This window comes from Bacillus sp. FSL R9-9497 (assembly GCF_038005805.1).
Lineage (GTDB): Bacteria > Bacillota > Bacilli > Bacillales > Bacillaceae_G > Bacillus_A > Bacillus_A cereus.
Map to the genome: position 1 here is coordinate 3023401 of NZ_JBBOTY010000001.1, position 17593 is coordinate 3040993.

The following is a 17593-nucleotide window of genomic DNA, read 5'->3' on the forward strand; positions in this document are numbered from 1 at the left end:
CAGTGGTAGTCAATGCGAGGACCAAGCTGGAAAAAGATTTAAAATAAAGCGAAAGTAACAGGAGATACTGTACCACCGCAAGAAACAACAGTCAAAGTTCCAATTCAATCATTTATACAAATTGAATTCAAAAAATAAATACTGCTAATTTAAATGTGAAACTGAAAAACTATTTTGCTCCAAATTTTAGAAAAAGATAATAAAGAAGTTGTGAAATTGGAAACAGATGAAAGCGATACGGCTATTTTTGAAGCACTATGCTTTGAAAAGTACAAGGTGGAGGAAATTCAAGTACTCAATTAAATATTTAATTGAGAGAAAGGTCTTTTCATCAACTAAAAATAAAAAACGAATGGAATATTCAAAAACATGACACTATATTACTAGTCGTAACAATAGTTTTACTTTCCACAAAAGAGGAAAAATATATAGACTTTACAAATACTAAGAATAGCAAACTAGATAGTTTTATTACCGCATCACATAAAGTGAAACTTTAATCAGTGGGGGTTTTGTTCATCCCCCACTGATTATTAGCTCTCACCAATCGGGCTTTTACGGGCAGCCCGCCCCCCACCTAACTTCTTTGCTTCCGCTGAATTTTGAGGTGGAGGTCTTACTGCCCGGCAAATAGCGGGATAAACTTATTATTAATTTCCAAATACAATAGTTTTTAATCAACAAAAAAACTTCAATAATTAAGGTGCACAGTAAATTGACCTCAAAACAGTAATTACTACAATATCAGTTTTTACTTATTCTATAAAAAAGAAATATCACTTAATAATTATTACTTTATATCAATTTAGACATAAAACATTTTATTATATCGGCTTAAGTATTATGAAATTAAAATTGAAAATAACACCAAAACTCTTTTAAAGGCTCACACATCGTTCGTATCGGGTTTATTATCTTTTGATACCTATTCCATTAACACAACTAAAAAAGTTTATTACAAAGGAATATGAGAGGTTTTTTCAATTTCGAATTTTTTTTTTGTAAATTAAAGGAAAAATAATCCATATATATACGGATTATTTTCTTAGTGTACTCTGTATTGACCTGTTAACTGTTTTTCAGCCATTCGAACTAAGCGTTTTGTAATCTCTCCACCGATCCGAACCATTTGCAGATGATGTGATGTATCAGGTCCCAGTGTGACTCCTAGTTCAAAAGCAATTTCATACTTCATTTGCTCAATAGTACTTGTAGTAGCAGAAATAAGAATTTCATTTGTATTACTTTCTCATCTTTGAATATTTATAAATAACATGTACCTAATTATGCTATTTATGCATGAGCAACCTAATTTATTCCAGTATTTTTATAGAAACCCTTTCCCTCCCCTTATTCCACCAATTGAATTTGAAACACAAATGTACATTGCATTTCAATATAACAATAAAAGCTACAAAAGCAACGAATTTACTATTTTAAAGTTAAGTGTTTAACCTTGAAGTACTTAAATTCTTTTTTCCAGATAAAGCATACATTATATCTTGATGTTTTATTGTCCTCTTATAATTATGTGGTATCGGGAATTTATTTCGGTGTTCTTTTATTATAATTAAAGTTTGAAGTTCAATGTTCAATACTTTTGCGAGGACATGATAGTTATATCCATTGTTTAACAGAGAAATTATGTCATAAAACATAGTTTTTCCACCCACTAATTTTACTAATTTATTCTTTAACTCATCCCCTTTTTCTTTAGCTTCATCAATTTCTAACAACATAGATTTTTTATTTGTCTGCTTAATGTATTGAGTATACAACTCTGGGAATTCTTTTTGTACTTCTTTGTTTAATACTGGTTTATATTTAATCATATAAGTAACTTGTAACAATGAGCGTTTTAACAAACTATCTTCAATGAGATACGCTACTTTATTAAATAAATGGACATATTCCTCAATATTGGAATAACTATTAAAATGAGCTAATACTCTACTTTTTATACTAAAAGCCTTGCCTACATAAATAATATTGTCATTATAATCTTTAATGAAATAAATACCACTGTCAGATTTTTTCAATTTATTATCTAATTCTTCTATACTCATAAAATGCAATTCACTCATACTTCTCTCTCCTTAGCAGTTTTAAATCGTAAAAAACAAGCAAGGTTTCTAAAAAAGTACTTAGCTGCCCTAGCATCTCTTATTTTATCTCTTGCTAAATGTCAAAAAACTGTTTCTATGTTCCTCAACTATCAATATGATTATTAATAAAATTTTCTATCGTTATTATCTCGCAATTTTATCATGTAATTTCGAGATCGTTTCCTCATTTAAATTACTGTGTTTTATCGAATAAAGGAAATATATTACTACCCCAATAGTAATCCAAATACTAAAGTACACCCATGTCCTTAACGGTAAATTTAGCATTAAAAACACACAGCATACAATTGCAACGCATGGTAATACAGGTACAAAAGGTACCATAAATCCACGTTTTAAATTTGGGTGTGATTTACGTAGAATAATAACTGATAGACAAACTAACGCAAACGTCACCAAACTACCGATATTAACTAAATTAACTAATTCTTTCAAATCAATAAACCCAGCTATTATAGAGCTCCCTATTCCTGCCAATCCAGTTATAAAAGTGGGTGCTCCAGTTTTCTTATTAACTTTCGCAAATGATTTCGGTAACAATCCATCACGACTCATTGCAAAGAATACTCGTGTTGCCGCATACATATTGGAAAAAATAACAGCCATAAGGCCAATTACAGCACCTGCAGCAATTGCACCAGCGACTTTTCCTTGTCCTACAACTTCCATTACATAAGCCATTGCCTCAGGAACATTTAATTCTTTATAGGAAACCATTCCTGTCATAACAAGGCATACCATAACATAAATAATTGTACATATGATTAATGATGCAATAATACCGATTGGAAGATTACGTTTCGGATCTTTTACTTCTTCTGCTGAAGTTGCTAATATATCAAAACCCGTAAAAGCGAATAAAATAGCTGCTCCACCCGTAAAAACTCCACTTAAACCGTATGGTGCAATTGGTATCCAGTTCATTGGTTTTACATAGAATATACCAACCGTAATAAACAACAAAATCATTCCAATTTTAATCAATACCATTGTATTATTGATTCGTTTGCTTTCCCTCGTACCACGGGATAACATCCATGCTAATATCAATGTAATGATTACTGCTGGTAGATTCACAATACCACCATGCGAAGGAATTGTTACTAGAGCTTTAGGTATCTCTAATCCAAATCCCTTTATTAAATTGTGGAAATAGCCTGTCCATCCAGCAGCGACAGCTGCTGTTGCCACGATATATATTAACAGCAATGACCAACCTACTAGATGAGCAACAAACTCACCAATTGTTGCATATGAGTACGTATATACACTACCAGACGCCGGGAGTGTAGAAGCAATTTCCGCGTAACATAATGCTATAAATCCACATATAATTGCTGCAAGTATAAATGAAAAAATAACTGCTGGACCAGCATCTCTTGCTGCTACTAATCCAGTTAACACAAGAACCCCCGTTCCAACTATCGAGCCTATCCCTAACATAATTAAATCAAATGCTCCTAATGTTTTCGTTAAAGTCTTGCTTTGATTATGCTCTAACAATTGTGTAACGGATTTCTTTTTTAGTAAATTACTCATATTTTCTGTATCCCCTTTAAAATAAGGTTGGTTCTTCTCGTTAGTGTTGTATATAAATTTACTTAGTTATTAACTAGCCTCATAATATTTCTTTTACATTAAATAGATTTGAAATATTATATAAATTCGCTTCTCACTTACTAGTTAAACTAGACATTTCCATAGATTTTTGCGTACAACGTTTCATAGCTAAAATGATAGCTGTTCTTAAACCTTTTTCTTCTAGCGTTACTACAGCTTCTATCGTCGTTCCACCTGGGGAACAAACCATATCCTTCAATTCACCTGGATGTATTCCTGTTTCCAATACCATTTTTGCAGAACCTAATACAGCCTGAGCCGCAAATTTATAAGCTTGTTTTCTCGGCATACCACCAAGTACAGCAGCATCTGCCATGGCTTCTATAAACATATACACATATGCTGGAGAAGAACCACTAATAGATGTAACAACATCCATTAGTTTTTCATTTATGACCTCCGTCTGGCCGAAAATATTAAATATGTTCAGTACCTCTTTTATATCTTTTTCTGTAACCATTTCATTAAAACATAACGCAGACATTCCTTCTCCAACAAGTGCCGGTGTATTAGGCATTACTCTAACAACCTTTAACTTTCTACCAAATTCATTCTCAGTGCTCTTAATACTTTTTCCTGCAGCAATAGTTACAACGATTACATCATTTTTTATTTGATCTTTTATTTGGTTAATTACCGATGAGTATAAATCTGGTTTGATTGATAAAATTAAAATGTCAGCACTGTTAGCGACTTCATTGTTGTTAGTAGTTATAGTTATGCCATATTCATTACTAGCATTTTTTAAATTAATGACGTTTAAATCTGAACAAATTATTTGATCTGGAGAAACTATATTTTTTTTTATCATCCCACCTATCATAGCAATACCCATGTTTCCACATCCGATGAATCCTATTTGTTTATTCATAATAATTTGCTCTTGCTCCTTCTACTCTAAATTTTATTGATTTTGAAATTATTATTCTAAATAAGGGCTATTACAATTACTTGGTTTATCAATAGAATTTCAAAATTCTCCTTCCTATATAGAGCTTACATATACCTCTAATAACTTCTTTGCTTTCGCTGAATTTTGAGGTGGGGGTCTTACTGCCCGGCAAATAGCCGGATAAAATCATTTCTTTAATCTATAATAAGAAAGACATAAAAAAACAAAAAGTTACAAAAATTTTTAAATTAAAATTTTTGTAACTTTTTGTTTTGATGCAAATATAATTTCAATTAAGGTATCTCACCGTTTTAAACTTGACGCTCCATAATCTTGTATAGTTACATTTATATGATATTTAATCGGTACCTTACTAAATGTTTGATCCCAATTTTTTTTGACTTTCTCCCATGTTCTCGGGTGTTTAATTCTTAATTGGTTGCCAAAACCCGCAATATCGACTTGGTATTCTTTTTGTATTTTTTTTGTAACATGATGTACTAAGTGCTTTACTTCTTTTTCAATGGCTTTTTCTTCCCTTTTTAAAAATTCACTTTCAAAATCTTTTCCTGATTGTATCCAATTTTCAGACAAACGCCCTTCTGATTCAATGTTTACATCAAAGGAAATATTATTTCCGTTAACATGTGGTATGATTTTGCTTTTTATTGACTTTATTTCGTATATAATGAGTTTCTTTGATTCTTTATCAAAAGTTTTTACCACACCACCATTCCTTTTTCCGTTTATCCATACTACTCCTTCCAATTCCTGTTCATTTAAAAAGCCCATCAGCTTTTTTGTCTTTCCTTTAATTACAGCAGCTCCTGCAAATTTCGTTTCTCCTTTTATCGAGATTACATTTTGCAAAAGAAAACTGGACCCTGACCGCATCTTTCCTTCCAATTTAGCGAGCGATACAGGAGGTAAAATCCTTGTTGTTCTATTTCTATTATCTGCAATTCCAGACAAACGAAATGCTGGGATTTCTCCTTTTTTGTTTGATTCCAGTACCTCCTTCGCTAGACCCTTGCTAATTAAGAGCATACAGCTAAGCCGAACTTCATTGTCACGGAGATACTGTTCAAGTAATTGTTCTAAACTGTATGTACGTACAAGATTATCACTAATAACAATGTTTTTTAAATGTGGGCTGAACATTGTGCTCTCTCTTTTCAATGAAAACTCACGAACAATTTGATGAATGGAATCACCGGTCTCAGAAACATTTATATAACGTTTTTGTTGTCCATTTCCTTTACTTTGTGCTTGCGAACTAACAATTTGATAAGTAGCTGTTATAAGATTTCTTTTAGGATAACCTCCTTCCTCATCCTCTTTCTCAATTGTTGAATCCTTCCCTTTATCTAGTGCTATACCTGCAGTTAAGCTCAACTCTTCTACTTCTTTACTGCTCCAACATCCTGTTAAAAATAGAAGCAAAAGCGTCCATAACAAAGCCAAATAGAACCGCATATAATTAAATTTATGTTTCACACTACTCCTCCTTTTAATCGCGTAATAATAAGAAGAAGCAGTGGTAGTAAACCAAATAAAAATAATGCAACATTACCGAGCATATCCCCCAATTTAAGCAAGTCATTTATATTTTTCGAAGTCATAGCAATGATGTAAATGATTGGAATCAAAGCAAAAATAAACGGATGAATACTCTTTTTAAAGAGTTGCGCTAATCCTAATGCAGCTGCATAATAACTAATCGTATAGGTAGCAAATATTTGCATAATCCATATTACAAGCAGTAAAGATTCAAAACGTTCAAATATCAAACCAGAAATTTCAAAACTGCGCATAAGGTCAATTGTCGGCCATGTTCTTGTTACAACCCCATCAATTGATAATGCACCAATGACCATTACAACAGTTATTACATAAAAGATTAACGGAATAGAAATTCCAACTAAAATAGCTTTTACTGCTTTCTTTCGTTGTTCCATAAATACCAAAAGAATTAACATAATTTCAGGACCTGTATATGCGAGAGACGTTGTTTTTATCCCATCTAACACTGGTTTAATTCCCAAACCTAATACGGGACGGAGATTATCTATCTCGAATATTCCGATACTCATAAAGGAAATGATTAAAAAAATAAAAACAGTAATAGGAAATATTATTTCAAACATCCGTGCAATTGAATTAATACCACCCATAATCAAATAGAGACCTATCCACATAAAAGGCATAACAATAGCCCATGTGGGGGTTCCTTCGAGCAAAAAAAAGCTTATTACTTCTGCCATTGAACGAATTTGAAATGCTGAAGTTGTAAGAAAATACCCTATAATAAGAAAACTAAGCAATCTGCCTATCCATTTCCCTACAATATCTTGACTGTATTGGTAAAATGTTTTTTCTGGAAACTGCTGACTTAATTTGACCATAATTACTCCTGAAACCATTGCGAGTATCCCACCTAATATCACACTTAACCATACATCTGGTGTTTTCACTTTTTCCACAGATGCTCTGGGCAAAGTAAGAATTCCTGTCCCAAGTATGTAATTTACAATAATAACAACTGCTTGTGAAGTTGTTATTCGGTCTTTAGGTATAGTAATCACTGAAGGCCACTTCCTTTCGTCATCAGCTACCTTTTGCGGATAGTTTTTTTGGTATGCATTATTTTCGGTCGACGTCTCATTATTTTTAATGGCATGCGAACCATAAAATCTTTCCAATCACTGAATCGATATGGAACAGCAGGGCTGGTATAAGGAACGCCAAAACTTTTCAGTTTCACTAAATGACTGCAAAGTAAAAGAAAGAAGAGAATAACTCCATACAATCCAAATATCGCAGCACAAAACATAGCTACAAAACGAAGAATGCGTAACGTAATTCCCACACTATATTGCGGAATAGTAAAAGAAGAAATAGCTGTTACCGCAACAACGATAACCATTATTGGACTAACAATTCCTGCTTCTACGGCAGCCTGACCAATTATTAAACCGCCCACAATTCCCATTGCCGGTCCAATCGGTTTAGGCAGACGTAAACCTGCTTCTCGTAAAACTTCGATAGCTACTTCCATAATTAACGCTTCTATTAAAGCGGGAAAAGGAACTCCTTCTCGCGATCCGATAATAGAAATAGCGAGCTTAGTGGGAATTAATCCTGGATGAAATGAAATAAAAGAAATATACAGTGCTGGAGCAAATAATGAAACAAAAGCTGTCATGAAGCGTAATAAGCGGAGAAGCGTACCAGGAAGCCACCTTTCATAATAATCTTCTGGTGATTGCAGCAGCATACTAAATGTAACTGGAGCAATTAAAACAAATGGTGTTCCATCTAACAAAATAGCTACTCGACCTTCCATCAAAGCACTAATAACACGATCAGGTCGTTCTGTATTTTGAATCTGCGGAAAAGGACTGAGATAATTATCTTCAATAAGTTGCTCTATATAACCAGATTCGAGTACACTGTCTATGTCAATTTTCTGAATTCTGTTTTTTATTTCATCCACCAATTCTGTACTAGCAAGATCTTTAATAAATGCGACGACTAACTCTTTCTTTGCACGTTCTCCTACTGGTAGCTTTACTAATGATAAGCTCTCATCCGCACAGTGTCGTCGCAAAAGTGAGGTATTATCACTTAATACTTCAGTAAAACCGACCCGTGGCCCTCTGACTAATGCCTCCGATACTGGTTCTTCAATGTTTCGTTTATTTGCTTTTGTTGTACCAAGAATAAACACATCTGCTAAACCATCAATTAAAAGAGCTGTTGAACCTATCAATACTTTGGGTATTAAATCTTTTATGTAATGGACTTCTGCTACTTCACTAATTGTAAGAACTTTATTTTTAATATATTCTTTTGAAACAGTCCCCTCCACATAAGAAGATTCATTTTTATATTCATCAGAAAAATCATCCATTAGTAATTTCATAATATGTTTGTCAATTATCTCTTTATCTGATAGACCATCAACAAAAACGATCCCAGCCTGAATATCTGTGCGTCCAATATTAAACTTCCGAAATCGAACATCAGAATTATGTCCGATTTGTTGCTTTATAAGTTCTAAGTTAGAGGCAAAATCATTTGTGAAATGAACGTTTGTATTTTGAGATGGTTTATGCTCTTGTTTCGTTTTACTTTGAATATTATTTTTTTTCACTTGTTTGTCTCTTGACTTCCACCAACTCATTCTTCCCACTCTTTCTCTGACATACGAACCCAATGAAAAAATCTTGAGATAGTATACGGAATTAAAAACAAGATAAAAGCTTGTACAAAGACTTTCCAATCTGGAAGATAAGAAGTAATTATGTTCCACATTTTTATCACCCAATTTATATACTCTGCTAGGATTGAGATTTCTAAAAAACGATATGTACTTAATAAAAAATAACGATAAGATTAAAGAGCAGAAAAGCGAGACATTATGCTTATTTAGTACCAATAACCTAATTAGTATAAAAACATTTCTGACCTAAAATACCATTTCCAATTATAATTTGTTAAATATTATCTCCTTTTCCCTTATTTATATGCCCGCATTTGAATTTCAAATAATATAAGGATCAATGATATTTCCTCTTAAAGAAAAAAAGATGCCAGAAGATAGCATCTTTTTTTCAATTCAACTTACTATGTATTTATATTTTATTGTTAAAATACTCGTTTTTTTTAATGAATATTAATGTGTAAAAAATACATATTCTTTTGTTTTAAGTTCATACACTTCTACCGAATCGATACGGAATTTTCTGATTTTAAAGCCAATATGAAATAAAGGAAAATCCTCTCTTAGAAAAACTATATAAAACCAATAACATGAAAATAATAATCAATCTATCAATTGAAAATAATACTTAGCAAGAGTTTATCATCTTAACTCCAAGTGTATTCGTTTTGCTTCAAAATAAAGAACTTGAATAAATTTTTTCGTATCAATACGAGCAGGTAATGTTGGTTCATTATTCAATTCTGTCATCTTTCTCCTTACGGTAGTAAAATCAAAAAATCTAGAAGCATAATTTTCGAACTTCGGGTTTAAAAAATCAGTAAGTCCAAGGGATGCTAAATGGTTTAATGATTGATAAATTGCTCTCCGAATCCGTTGTTTGGAAGCTTCTATGAACCTTTTTAATTCGGCATCTTCAGCTGAATCCCCAAGTTTTTTTTGAGCTAAATTCATAAAAATCTCTTTTAGTGAGGGAAAGCCTTGTTCCAACGTGTTATCTTGTTCATATTTATATAAATAATCTAGCATATCCATTAAATCTTTACTTCCACTTTCACTGGCTATTCCTAATTCAGACAAAAGAAAATGAATGGAATTTTGAAAATGATTGAAAGTATTTAAATGTTTTTCACTACGGTATTTTTCTTGCGTACTTAAATTACTATCCAATTTTAGTACCATATTAAGCGATTCTTGAATGTTTTTTATCGATTTTTCCAAACGAATTCGTTCAATGACTTTCCGAACAACTGTTAATACTTCAATCCGGTTAATTGGCTTAATAATATAGTATTCAACACCAAGCGAATAAGCTTCAGCAATTAATTCTTTTGATTCTACTTGAGAGACCATGATGATTTTCCCTTTAAACGAAGGTTTTATTTGACGAATTGTTTTTATTCCATCTTGATTCGGCATTAACAAATCGATAAATAAAATGTCTATATTTTTAAGGATTACCATTTGTTGCTCTAAAGATAAACCATCCTCAGCTTCTCCTATAACCTCCCCAAGATCTTCATCCTCGATAATTTGAGCCAACATTGAGCGAACCGCTTTTTCATCATCTACTATATAAAAATACATAGAATCACCCTTTCGAAATTATATGATCAATCCCTAATCTAATTATAAAAATTGATCCTTTTCCTTCGGTTCTGTCCTCAAGCGTAACATCACCTTCAAGTTGTTCGACCATTTCTTTAACATACGATAATCCGATACCTGTCGATGGGTTGCCTAAATCATCATATTTAGAAGTAAACCCAGGCTCAAAAATTGAATCTTTATATTTTGAAGAAATACCAGGACCATTATCGCCTATTTGAAATTCAACAAAATGGTGGTCTTTATTAATGTCAATTGTGATGGTTCCCATACCTTGGATAGCTTCTACAGCGTTTGTAACGATATTATTTATAATAGATAAGATTGTGTAAATATGATAATGAGGATGCACACCATCAATTTTATACACAAATTGGATGTCTTTCTCTAGCAACCGTGCATATTTCGTATTTGCCCGTATAATGATATTTACTAGTTCATGCACAGACATATAATCTGTAAAACTTTCATCAGAAATTAATTTTGAAAGTCCCGCAAAAATACGTTGGTTATCCTTTTTAACATCATGGACCTCACCAGCAATTTGTAATGCCTGTTGCCTTAAATCCTCAAACTGAAAATCCATCTGTTTGTGCTCAAAAGAGTCTAAGGTTTTATATAAATCATAGGATTTTTTTGTTATATTCTCAGCATCTTGTAATGTTTTCTTTAAATGAACAGCATCTTCATATAAATTAGAGATAAGCATGAGCATATGTTCATTTTGTTTCTTTATATGTCTCTCCCTTGATTGCGCTTCATACAATTTCATCATATTGAAAAAGCTTAGAACTATAAAACTATGGGAACATGCGATAACAATGATCTCATTTATTGCCTCGGATGTGATCGATGTTTTTAATACGAAATATTGAATCATTAATTCCACACAGTCTGACAGTATTTCAATCATGCAACCAATAAAACCAATCATTAGTGGTTGATGATAAAAACGTTTGATTTTTGCTAAATGAAAGAGATACGAATAAGTAAAATAAAAGAAAAAACTAGGATAGTGAGTATGAAAAGCGGCTAGCCAATCCATATTTCCCTTTATAATGACATCCATTGAGATACGAAATACTACCACGACTATCGCTGTTAAAAAACCCGGTAAAAATGCTGGAATTCGTCGAAACAATAACAAAAAAAAGAAAAATGTTGGTGCGCCAAAGCTCATTCTAAATGTTTCATTTAAAGGAAATGACTTTATTTCACCTACTAAGGGTACTGTAAGTATCATTAAAACGAGAATATAAATGTCTTTTTTTACTAAATTACTAAGATTCAAAATAATCACTTCTCACTTTCGCCTAACAGTCAGTATACAAACCTATTTGCATTAATACAATACTTACTCTATTTTTTTCAAAAACTGATAAATAAGATATAAACGAAAGCATTCTAGATTGTGAGTATTCATTACACCCTTCTACTTTAGAAAGATACTTTATAACTCAAAAATGTTCAGACACAATATAAGGTCTGAACACTTTTGGACTCGCTCTAACACCAAAATATCTGTGCTCCTTTTTAAAATATACTTAAATCCCATTCTTTTGCAATATGTTCTAACAACATAATTCCTGGTAAACTATTCCCATATTCATCAATGGCTGGTCCGTAAATACCAATACCACATCCATCTTGGAACGATAAATCCTTCCTAGATTTTGAGGGAACAAGTGTCATAATTCCGCCCGATACCCCACTCTTAGCTGGTAATCCAATGAAAGCAGCAAATTTTCCAGAAGCATTGTACATTCCACAAGTTAGCATTAAAGCTTTTGTTAACCTAGCTACTTCTTTAGGGAGCACTTGTTCTTTGCGAATAGGATGATATCCATCATGTGCTAGTATAAGCCCTATTAAGGCAATATCTTCTGTATTTATTTCAATCGAACATTGTTTTAGGTAAACCTCTAGTGTCTCCTCCACATCTGATTCTAGAAAACCATTCTCCTTTAAATAGTATGCTAATGCTCTATTACGATGAGCCGTTTCCCATTCTGATTGAAATACTATTTCATTAATAGCGGGACGCTTCTCTATCATTTTTTCAATTAATACGTATAGAGATTCTAATTTTTCTTGCACCGATGTCCCTGGCAAAAGTGAAGCTATCGTAATTGCTCCAGCATTAATCATAGGATTAAAAGGTTTTCCTGGTTTATGTATCTCTAAACGAATAATTGAATTAAAGGCATCTCCAGTTGGCTCTACGTCAACTCGTTCTAATACATAAGAAATACCGCGACTTAAACAAGCGGCTATAAAACCGATTACTTTTGATATACTTTGTAATGTGAAAGGTATCTCCCAATCTCCTGATTTTATCATTGTTCCATCTGGCTTTACTATACAAATACCTAACTGCGATACATTTATTTCCCCCAGAGCAGGAATATAACTGGCGCTTCGTCCCTTAGCTGCATACGTTCGATAATGAGCTACCCATTGATCTAAGCAAACTTTTTCTTGACCCTCAACTTGAACGCTAGAATCCTTTATCATTTAATCATATTCCCCCGTACTATTAACTTTATATAGAATGATTTTTTCTTTACTATAATCAATAATATTTGCACTAGAACCAAGAAAAATATTCAGACATATTGCAGTCTGAATATCCTTCTTATTACACACTTTTCTTTTTTGAAGTTTTCTCATAACTATCCCAACATTCAATATTTTCAAGCCCTTTAATGTTTTCTTTATAAAAAATAGGATCTTTACCAGCTTTTTTCTGGTTTATATAATCTTGTAACGCCGCAAATGCTACTTTTGAAAGTAAGGTAATAGCAATTAAATTAATAATAACCATAAAGCCCATAAATAAGTCCGCTAAATCCCATACAATTTGAATCTTTGCAACAGAACCAAATACAATCATAGCCAACACACTTATTCTGTATATCATTAACCACACTTTACTTGTATGTAAGAAGCGAATATTTGTTTCACCATAATAATAGTTGCCAATTAACGCACCAAATCCAAATAAAAAAACAAAGATAGCAAGACAACCCGATGCCCAAGGACCTATGTGTTCACTTAATGCTGCTTGTGTAAGTGCAATACCATTTAACCCCGGTTGTTTATATGCATCAGACAGCAAAATAATAAAGGCAGTGCTAGTACATATGATCAGTGTATCCGTTAATACACCAAATGCTTGAATCAGTCCTTGTTTCACCGGATGACTTGTTGTTGCTGTTGCGGCAACGTTTGGTGCACTTCCCATACCAGCTTCATTTGAAAATAAACCACGTTTAACTCCATTCATAAGTGCTGCACCAATTGAACCGCCTGCTATTTGTTTAAAACCAAATGCGTTTTGAACAATAAGAGAAAGAACTTCCGGCATTTTTGATATGTTGGTAACTACAACAAATAATGCAACTCCAATGTATAATACCGCTAAAAATACCACCTTGTATTCAGCCATTTTTGCAATACGTTGTACACCACCAAAAATAATCGCAGCGAAAGCAATGGCCATGATTATCCCAACTGTTAGACGATCTGTACCAAATGAGTTTTGAAAAGCAATTGTAACTGTATTTGATTGTACTGAATTGAATACAAGACCAAAAGTAATTGTGATTAAAATAGAGAATAATACTCCCATCCAACGTTTATTCAACCCTTTTTCCATATAATAGGATGGACCACCGCGGAAACCAGTTTTATCTTTTACTTTATATATCTGTGCTAATGTGCTTTCGACAAAACTGGAGGCCGAGCTAATAATAGAAATAATCCACATCCAAAATACAGCTCCAGGACCACCTAATGCAATTGCAATCGCAATTCCTGTGATATTCCCTGTTCCAACGCGGGCTGCCATACCAATACAAAACGCTTGAAAAGGAGAGATTTGATCTTTAGAACCACTTTTCCCCTCCATTAATACACGGACCATCTCTTTTAACATTCGAAACTGTACAAAATTCAATTTAAATGTAAAATAAATTCCGCAAATAACAAGCATAATAATTAACAATTTAGACCATAAAAAATCATTTGTTGATCCGACTAACTCTACAAAAAATCTTTCCATATTATCACTCCATACCAAAAATTTATCTATCATAATCTATATAAAATCACCTATATTCCTTGGCATAAATACCTCATTCATATTCAAATACAACAAGGATAAAAATTTTCTATATGAATAGAATTGGCCTGTTTAAACAAACATCGTAACATGCAACTTCAAAACTGAATTTTCTAAAAACTTTCCGTTTATACACACGATGCTCTATCCCCTTCTGCAAAACTAATATTCTTATCCACTAATGTTGTTGTACTATTATGTTTGTTTCGTTTACCGGTGATTTATATTTAAATCATAATAATCAATAGTGATTAACTGGTTTTTTGTTAATTTTCTTAAGAACATGGAAATATCTCCTTTCTTACTACTAATCTCAAAAATAGGCTAGGTAAAAATTTCACGAAAAACCTATAAAGCGCTTTCAATCTTTAACTAAGAGAAGCTTGTCTTTAATTTATAATTAAAAGTACAGAATGTTACGAAAAAGTACAGATTTTTATAAAAACAAAAAAATATTTTAAGATTTTTCATCTAAAAAAACAGTGAGATTTTGTGAATTTTATACAGTATCCAAACGTCGCAGATTTTGTTCTACCTATCCTTTGGCAAGCCTCTATTTTCTTCATAAAAACATGCATACTTTTTCTCTTTTAGAAGTTCATATAAAGTATTTGAAATCAAGAATCAATAGAATATTATAAGAATATTAAAAAAATAAAGCATTTAATTTATTTATGGTATCATACAAAAAACATTTGTTTTCTCAATTAATCCCCCTAGTTGGATTCGTCTATATTGCACATATTTACAACATGAAAGACACTAAGAAAAAAGGATTTTGTTGAAAGGATGAAACATTACAAAACTCTTATTTAGGACCTTATGACATCGTCTTTTCTAGCAATATCGAGTTATCCCAAAAAACGTATATTTACTAACATAGATTACAGGTGGTGTATTGTGAAAGAAATAGTATTCGTTCAAAATAAAAAAAGACTCCTTATGAAATTCGAATTTTTAAAAAAGGATTTAGTGCTTACCATTTCACTGATACTAGCAATTGTAAGCTGCTTAATACATTCGCCAAAGATCGAATATATTAACTTTGAAGTGTTAATTAGCTTATTTAATCTAATGGTGGCCATTAAGGCCTTGGAACAGCTAAAGATATTAGACAAACTTGCCGTTGCGATTTTAAATAAATGCAATAACAGCAGGTCAATATCTATTATTCTAATTTTGTTATGCTTTATTTGCTCCATGTTTGTAACAAATGATGTCGCTCTCCTCACTTTTGTGCCAATAACACTTGTCATTAGTAAAAAAACACAAATGAACATGATGGATACAATCATCCTGCAAACAATTGCGGCAAACATCGGCAGTAGCTTGATGCCTATGGGAAACCCACAAAATTTATACTTATATTCTTACTATGGAATTAAGCTCATCCCATTTTTAGGTTCAATCCTGCTTTTAGCTGTACTTGGAATCAGTTTGTTATTTATATTTACTCAAAAACTTCAAAAAACAGATTTAAAAATAGAACTACCTGTTATTACCGTGAAGAATCGAAAAAAAGCTACCATCTGGATTTTGATACTTATCACTATCATTGCATCTATTTTTGGTGTCATTAGTTATTACATTGCGCTAATAGTTACATTGATGGCAGCATTTACGTTAGATAGAAACTTACTATTTAAGATCGATTACTTTCTTCTAATAACCTTTGTCTGTTTTTTTATTTTTATCGGAAACATTTCCCATTCCGATGCGCTGGAGACATTTGCTCGCGCTAATTTAAAAGGAGATACTTCAGTCTTCTTTAGTTCCATATTTTTGAGTCAATTGATTAGCAATTTTCCTACTTCAATTCTTCTATCAAACTTTACTTCTGATTGGAAAGCTTTATTACTAGGAGTAAATATTGGAGGGCTTGGAACAATTATCGCATCTTTAGCCAGTGTAATTTCCTATAAACTATTCACTCAAGCCAATGGTAAAGAGAGTAAGGCGTATTTAATTAAATTTAGCATTTACAACTTTGCATTTTTAATCATACTTACATGTATACAATACTTTATCTTTAAATTTCTAAAAATTTTTTAAAAAATTGATTACTTTAGAAAAACCCAAATATCTCAGCATTAAATTGAGAAATTTGGGTTTTAATATAGGTATGTTTAAAGAGATACAACAAAGTTACCATCAATTTAATATTTTAAGATGTTCTCAAAGCGAAAATCTTTTAGCTTTTACGCTATTTATTAGATTTCAGTTCATTTTTGAAGTCCTCTTCACAAAATCCTTAATGTCCCTCAATTTTTTTCCGCTAATATTATCTTTGATCGTTGAATCTATGTCATTTTCAATATAAAAAGTTTTATTCTTAACCTTTGTTTCAAATTTATATTTATTTTTATCCCAATTTATTAGATTGCTCTTTAAGTGTGCAATATTTCTTATATCAAATTCAATCATAAAAGGTTCTAAAGCTGGATAAAAATGTCCAAGTTTATTATTTTCTTTTAAAAAAACTATATATGTCTCCTCGGATTTTGGTTTTATATACAATGGATCTTTATTTTCTACTTTTTTAGTAAACACTTTCGTAGCACCTTTCAGAATGATTCCATTTTTATCAATGATTTCATTACTTTCCTCTAATACGAGATTTTCTGAATATCTATGATTTATTAAGATTTCATTCTTTACATAGTCCCCTTTTAAGATTTCTTTGACATGAAAACTAAACAAATGGCCTTCAACATCTTCACTTTGAATCTCATGTGATGAACTGTTTGCCATATTCCATTTAGAGTATAAGCCGTCATATTCACCTAGTACAATTACGTCTGCTTCTTCAACCATTTCGCTTAAATGATTTGTAGTTTTGAATGTCTTATTTAATACTATAGTTTCAGAATTCGATGACACGCTAGACACTCCTGCCACATCTATACTGGACCAAATTGTTTTACCAATAATAATTAAAAAAGTAAATATGAATAAACATAGACACCATTTCATTGCTTTATATTTATACATTATAATAA

Annotated in this window: 14 protein-coding genes; 2 read left to right on the forward strand and 12 right to left on the reverse strand. The window is 32.0% G+C overall.

Annotation, left to right across the window (positions count from 1 at the left end; translation table 11 throughout):
* The first annotated feature begins 174 nt into the window (after positions 1-174).
* The gene (locus MKY21_RS15595; protein WP_000939299.1) at positions 175-303 is read left to right on the forward strand and encodes a hypothetical protein; all 129 of its coding nucleotides are present in this window, start codon (positions 175-177) and stop codon (positions 301-303) included.
* Positions 304-1045: 742 nt separating this feature from the next.
* Here the strand turns inward: MKY21_RS15595 and MKY21_RS15600 are convergent.
* The 11 genes from MKY21_RS15600 to MKY21_RS15650 all read right to left on the reverse strand — a co-directional run bounded on the left by MKY21_RS15600 (position 1046) and on the right by MKY21_RS15650 (position 14534).
* Positions 1046-1231 (reverse strand): alpha/beta-type small acid-soluble spore protein, encoded by a 186-nt coding sequence (locus tag MKY21_RS15600; RefSeq protein ID WP_130813691.1) that lies wholly within the window; start codon positions 1229-1231, stop codon positions 1046-1048.
* A gap of 211 nt (positions 1232-1442) precedes the next feature.
* A complete protein-coding gene (locus MKY21_RS15605; protein ID WP_001292158.1) occupies positions 1443-2084 on the reverse strand; it encodes an excinuclease ABC subunit C in 642 nt (213 codons plus the stop codon).
* Positions 2085-2249: 165 nt separating this feature from the next.
* The gene (locus tag MKY21_RS15610) at positions 2250-3665 is read right to left on the reverse strand and encodes an amino acid permease (protein WP_341076741.1); all 1416 of its coding nucleotides are present in this window, start codon (positions 3663-3665) and stop codon (positions 2250-2252) included.
* Between the two features lie 133 nt (positions 3666-3798).
* A complete protein-coding gene (proC, locus tag MKY21_RS15615) occupies positions 3799-4617 on the reverse strand; it encodes a pyrroline-5-carboxylate reductase (RefSeq protein ID WP_046392860.1) in 819 nt (272 codons plus the stop codon).
* A 324-nt stretch (positions 4618-4941) separates the two neighbouring features.
* Complete coding sequence (locus MKY21_RS15620) at positions 4942-6135, reverse strand: Ger(x)C family spore germination protein (protein ID WP_000680792.1); 1194 nt, start codon at positions 6133-6135, stop codon at positions 4942-4944.
* Positions 6132-7223 (reverse strand): spore germination protein, encoded by a 1092-nt coding sequence (locus tag MKY21_RS15625; RefSeq protein ID WP_000628607.1) that lies wholly within the window; start codon positions 7221-7223, stop codon positions 6132-6134. Before MKY21_RS15625 ends, MKY21_RS15620 begins: the two co-directional genes overlap by 4 nt.
* 26 nt (positions 7224-7249) lie before the next feature.
* Complete coding sequence (locus MKY21_RS15630) at positions 7250-8824, reverse strand: spore germination protein (protein ID WP_000119234.1); 1575 nt, start codon at positions 8822-8824, stop codon at positions 7250-7252.
* A gap of 681 nt (positions 8825-9505) precedes the next feature.
* The gene (locus MKY21_RS15635) at positions 9506-10450 is read right to left on the reverse strand and encodes a response regulator (protein ID WP_000274085.1); all 945 of its coding nucleotides are present in this window, start codon (positions 10448-10450) and stop codon (positions 9506-9508) included.
* A 4-nt stretch (positions 10451-10454) separates the two neighbouring features.
* Positions 10455-11771, reverse strand: a complete 1317-nt coding sequence (locus MKY21_RS15640; protein WP_000584790.1) for a sensor histidine kinase — start codon at positions 11769-11771, stop codon at positions 10455-10457.
* 233 nt (positions 11772-12004) lie between these two features.
* Positions 12005-12985, reverse strand: a complete 981-nt coding sequence (gene glsA, locus MKY21_RS15645; protein WP_000588656.1) for a glutaminase GlsA — start codon at positions 12983-12985, stop codon at positions 12005-12007.
* A gap of 124 nt (positions 12986-13109) precedes the next feature.
* Positions 13110-14534, reverse strand: a complete 1425-nt coding sequence (locus MKY21_RS15650; RefSeq protein ID WP_000439283.1) for an alanine/glycine:cation symporter family protein — start codon at positions 14532-14534, stop codon at positions 13110-13112.
* 960 nt (positions 14535-15494) lie between these two features.
* Here MKY21_RS15650 and MKY21_RS15655 point away from each other — a divergent pair.
* Positions 15495-16646, forward strand: a complete 1152-nt coding sequence (locus tag MKY21_RS15655; RefSeq protein ID WP_098906628.1) for an anion transporter — start codon at positions 15495-15497, stop codon at positions 16644-16646.
* A gap of 165 nt (positions 16647-16811) precedes the next feature.
* On the opposite strand, the gene MKY21_RS15660 is transcribed toward MKY21_RS15655, so the two are convergent.
* A complete protein-coding gene (locus MKY21_RS15660; RefSeq protein ID WP_063264095.1) occupies positions 16812-17585 on the reverse strand; it encodes a hypothetical protein in 774 nt (257 codons plus the stop codon).
* Between the last annotated feature and the right edge of the window lie 8 nt (positions 17586-17593).

Bases quoted from the DNA above. Each gene is read 5' to 3' on its own strand.
- MKY21_RS15605 (WP_001292158.1), bottom strand. From the start codon at position 2,084: ATGAGTGAATTGCATTTTATGAGTATAGAAGAATTAGATAATAAATTG.
- MKY21_RS15610 (WP_341076741.1), bottom strand. From the start codon at position 3,665: ATGAGTAATTTACTAAAAAAGAAATCCGTTACACAATTGTTAGAGCAT.
- proC (WP_046392860.1), bottom strand. From the start codon at position 4,617: ATGAATAAACAAATAGGATTCATCGGATGTGGAAACATGGGTATTGCT.
- MKY21_RS15630 (WP_000119234.1), bottom strand. From the start codon at position 8,824: ATGAGTTGGTGGAAGTCAAGAGACAAACAAGTGAAAAAAAATAATATT.
- MKY21_RS15635 (WP_000274085.1), bottom strand. From the start codon at position 10,450: ATGTATTTTTATATAGTAGATGATGAAAAAGCGGTTCGCTCAATGTTG.
- glsA (WP_000588656.1), bottom strand. From the start codon at position 12,985: ATGATAAAGGATTCTAGCGTTCAAGTTGAGGGTCAAGAAAAAGTTTGC.
- MKY21_RS15650 (WP_000439283.1), bottom strand. From the start codon at position 14,534: ATGGAAAGATTTTTTGTAGAGTTAGTCGGATCAACAAATGATTTTTTA.
- MKY21_RS15660 (WP_063264095.1), bottom strand. From the start codon at position 17,585: ATGTATAAATATAAAGCAATGAAATGGTGTCTATGTTTATTCATATTT.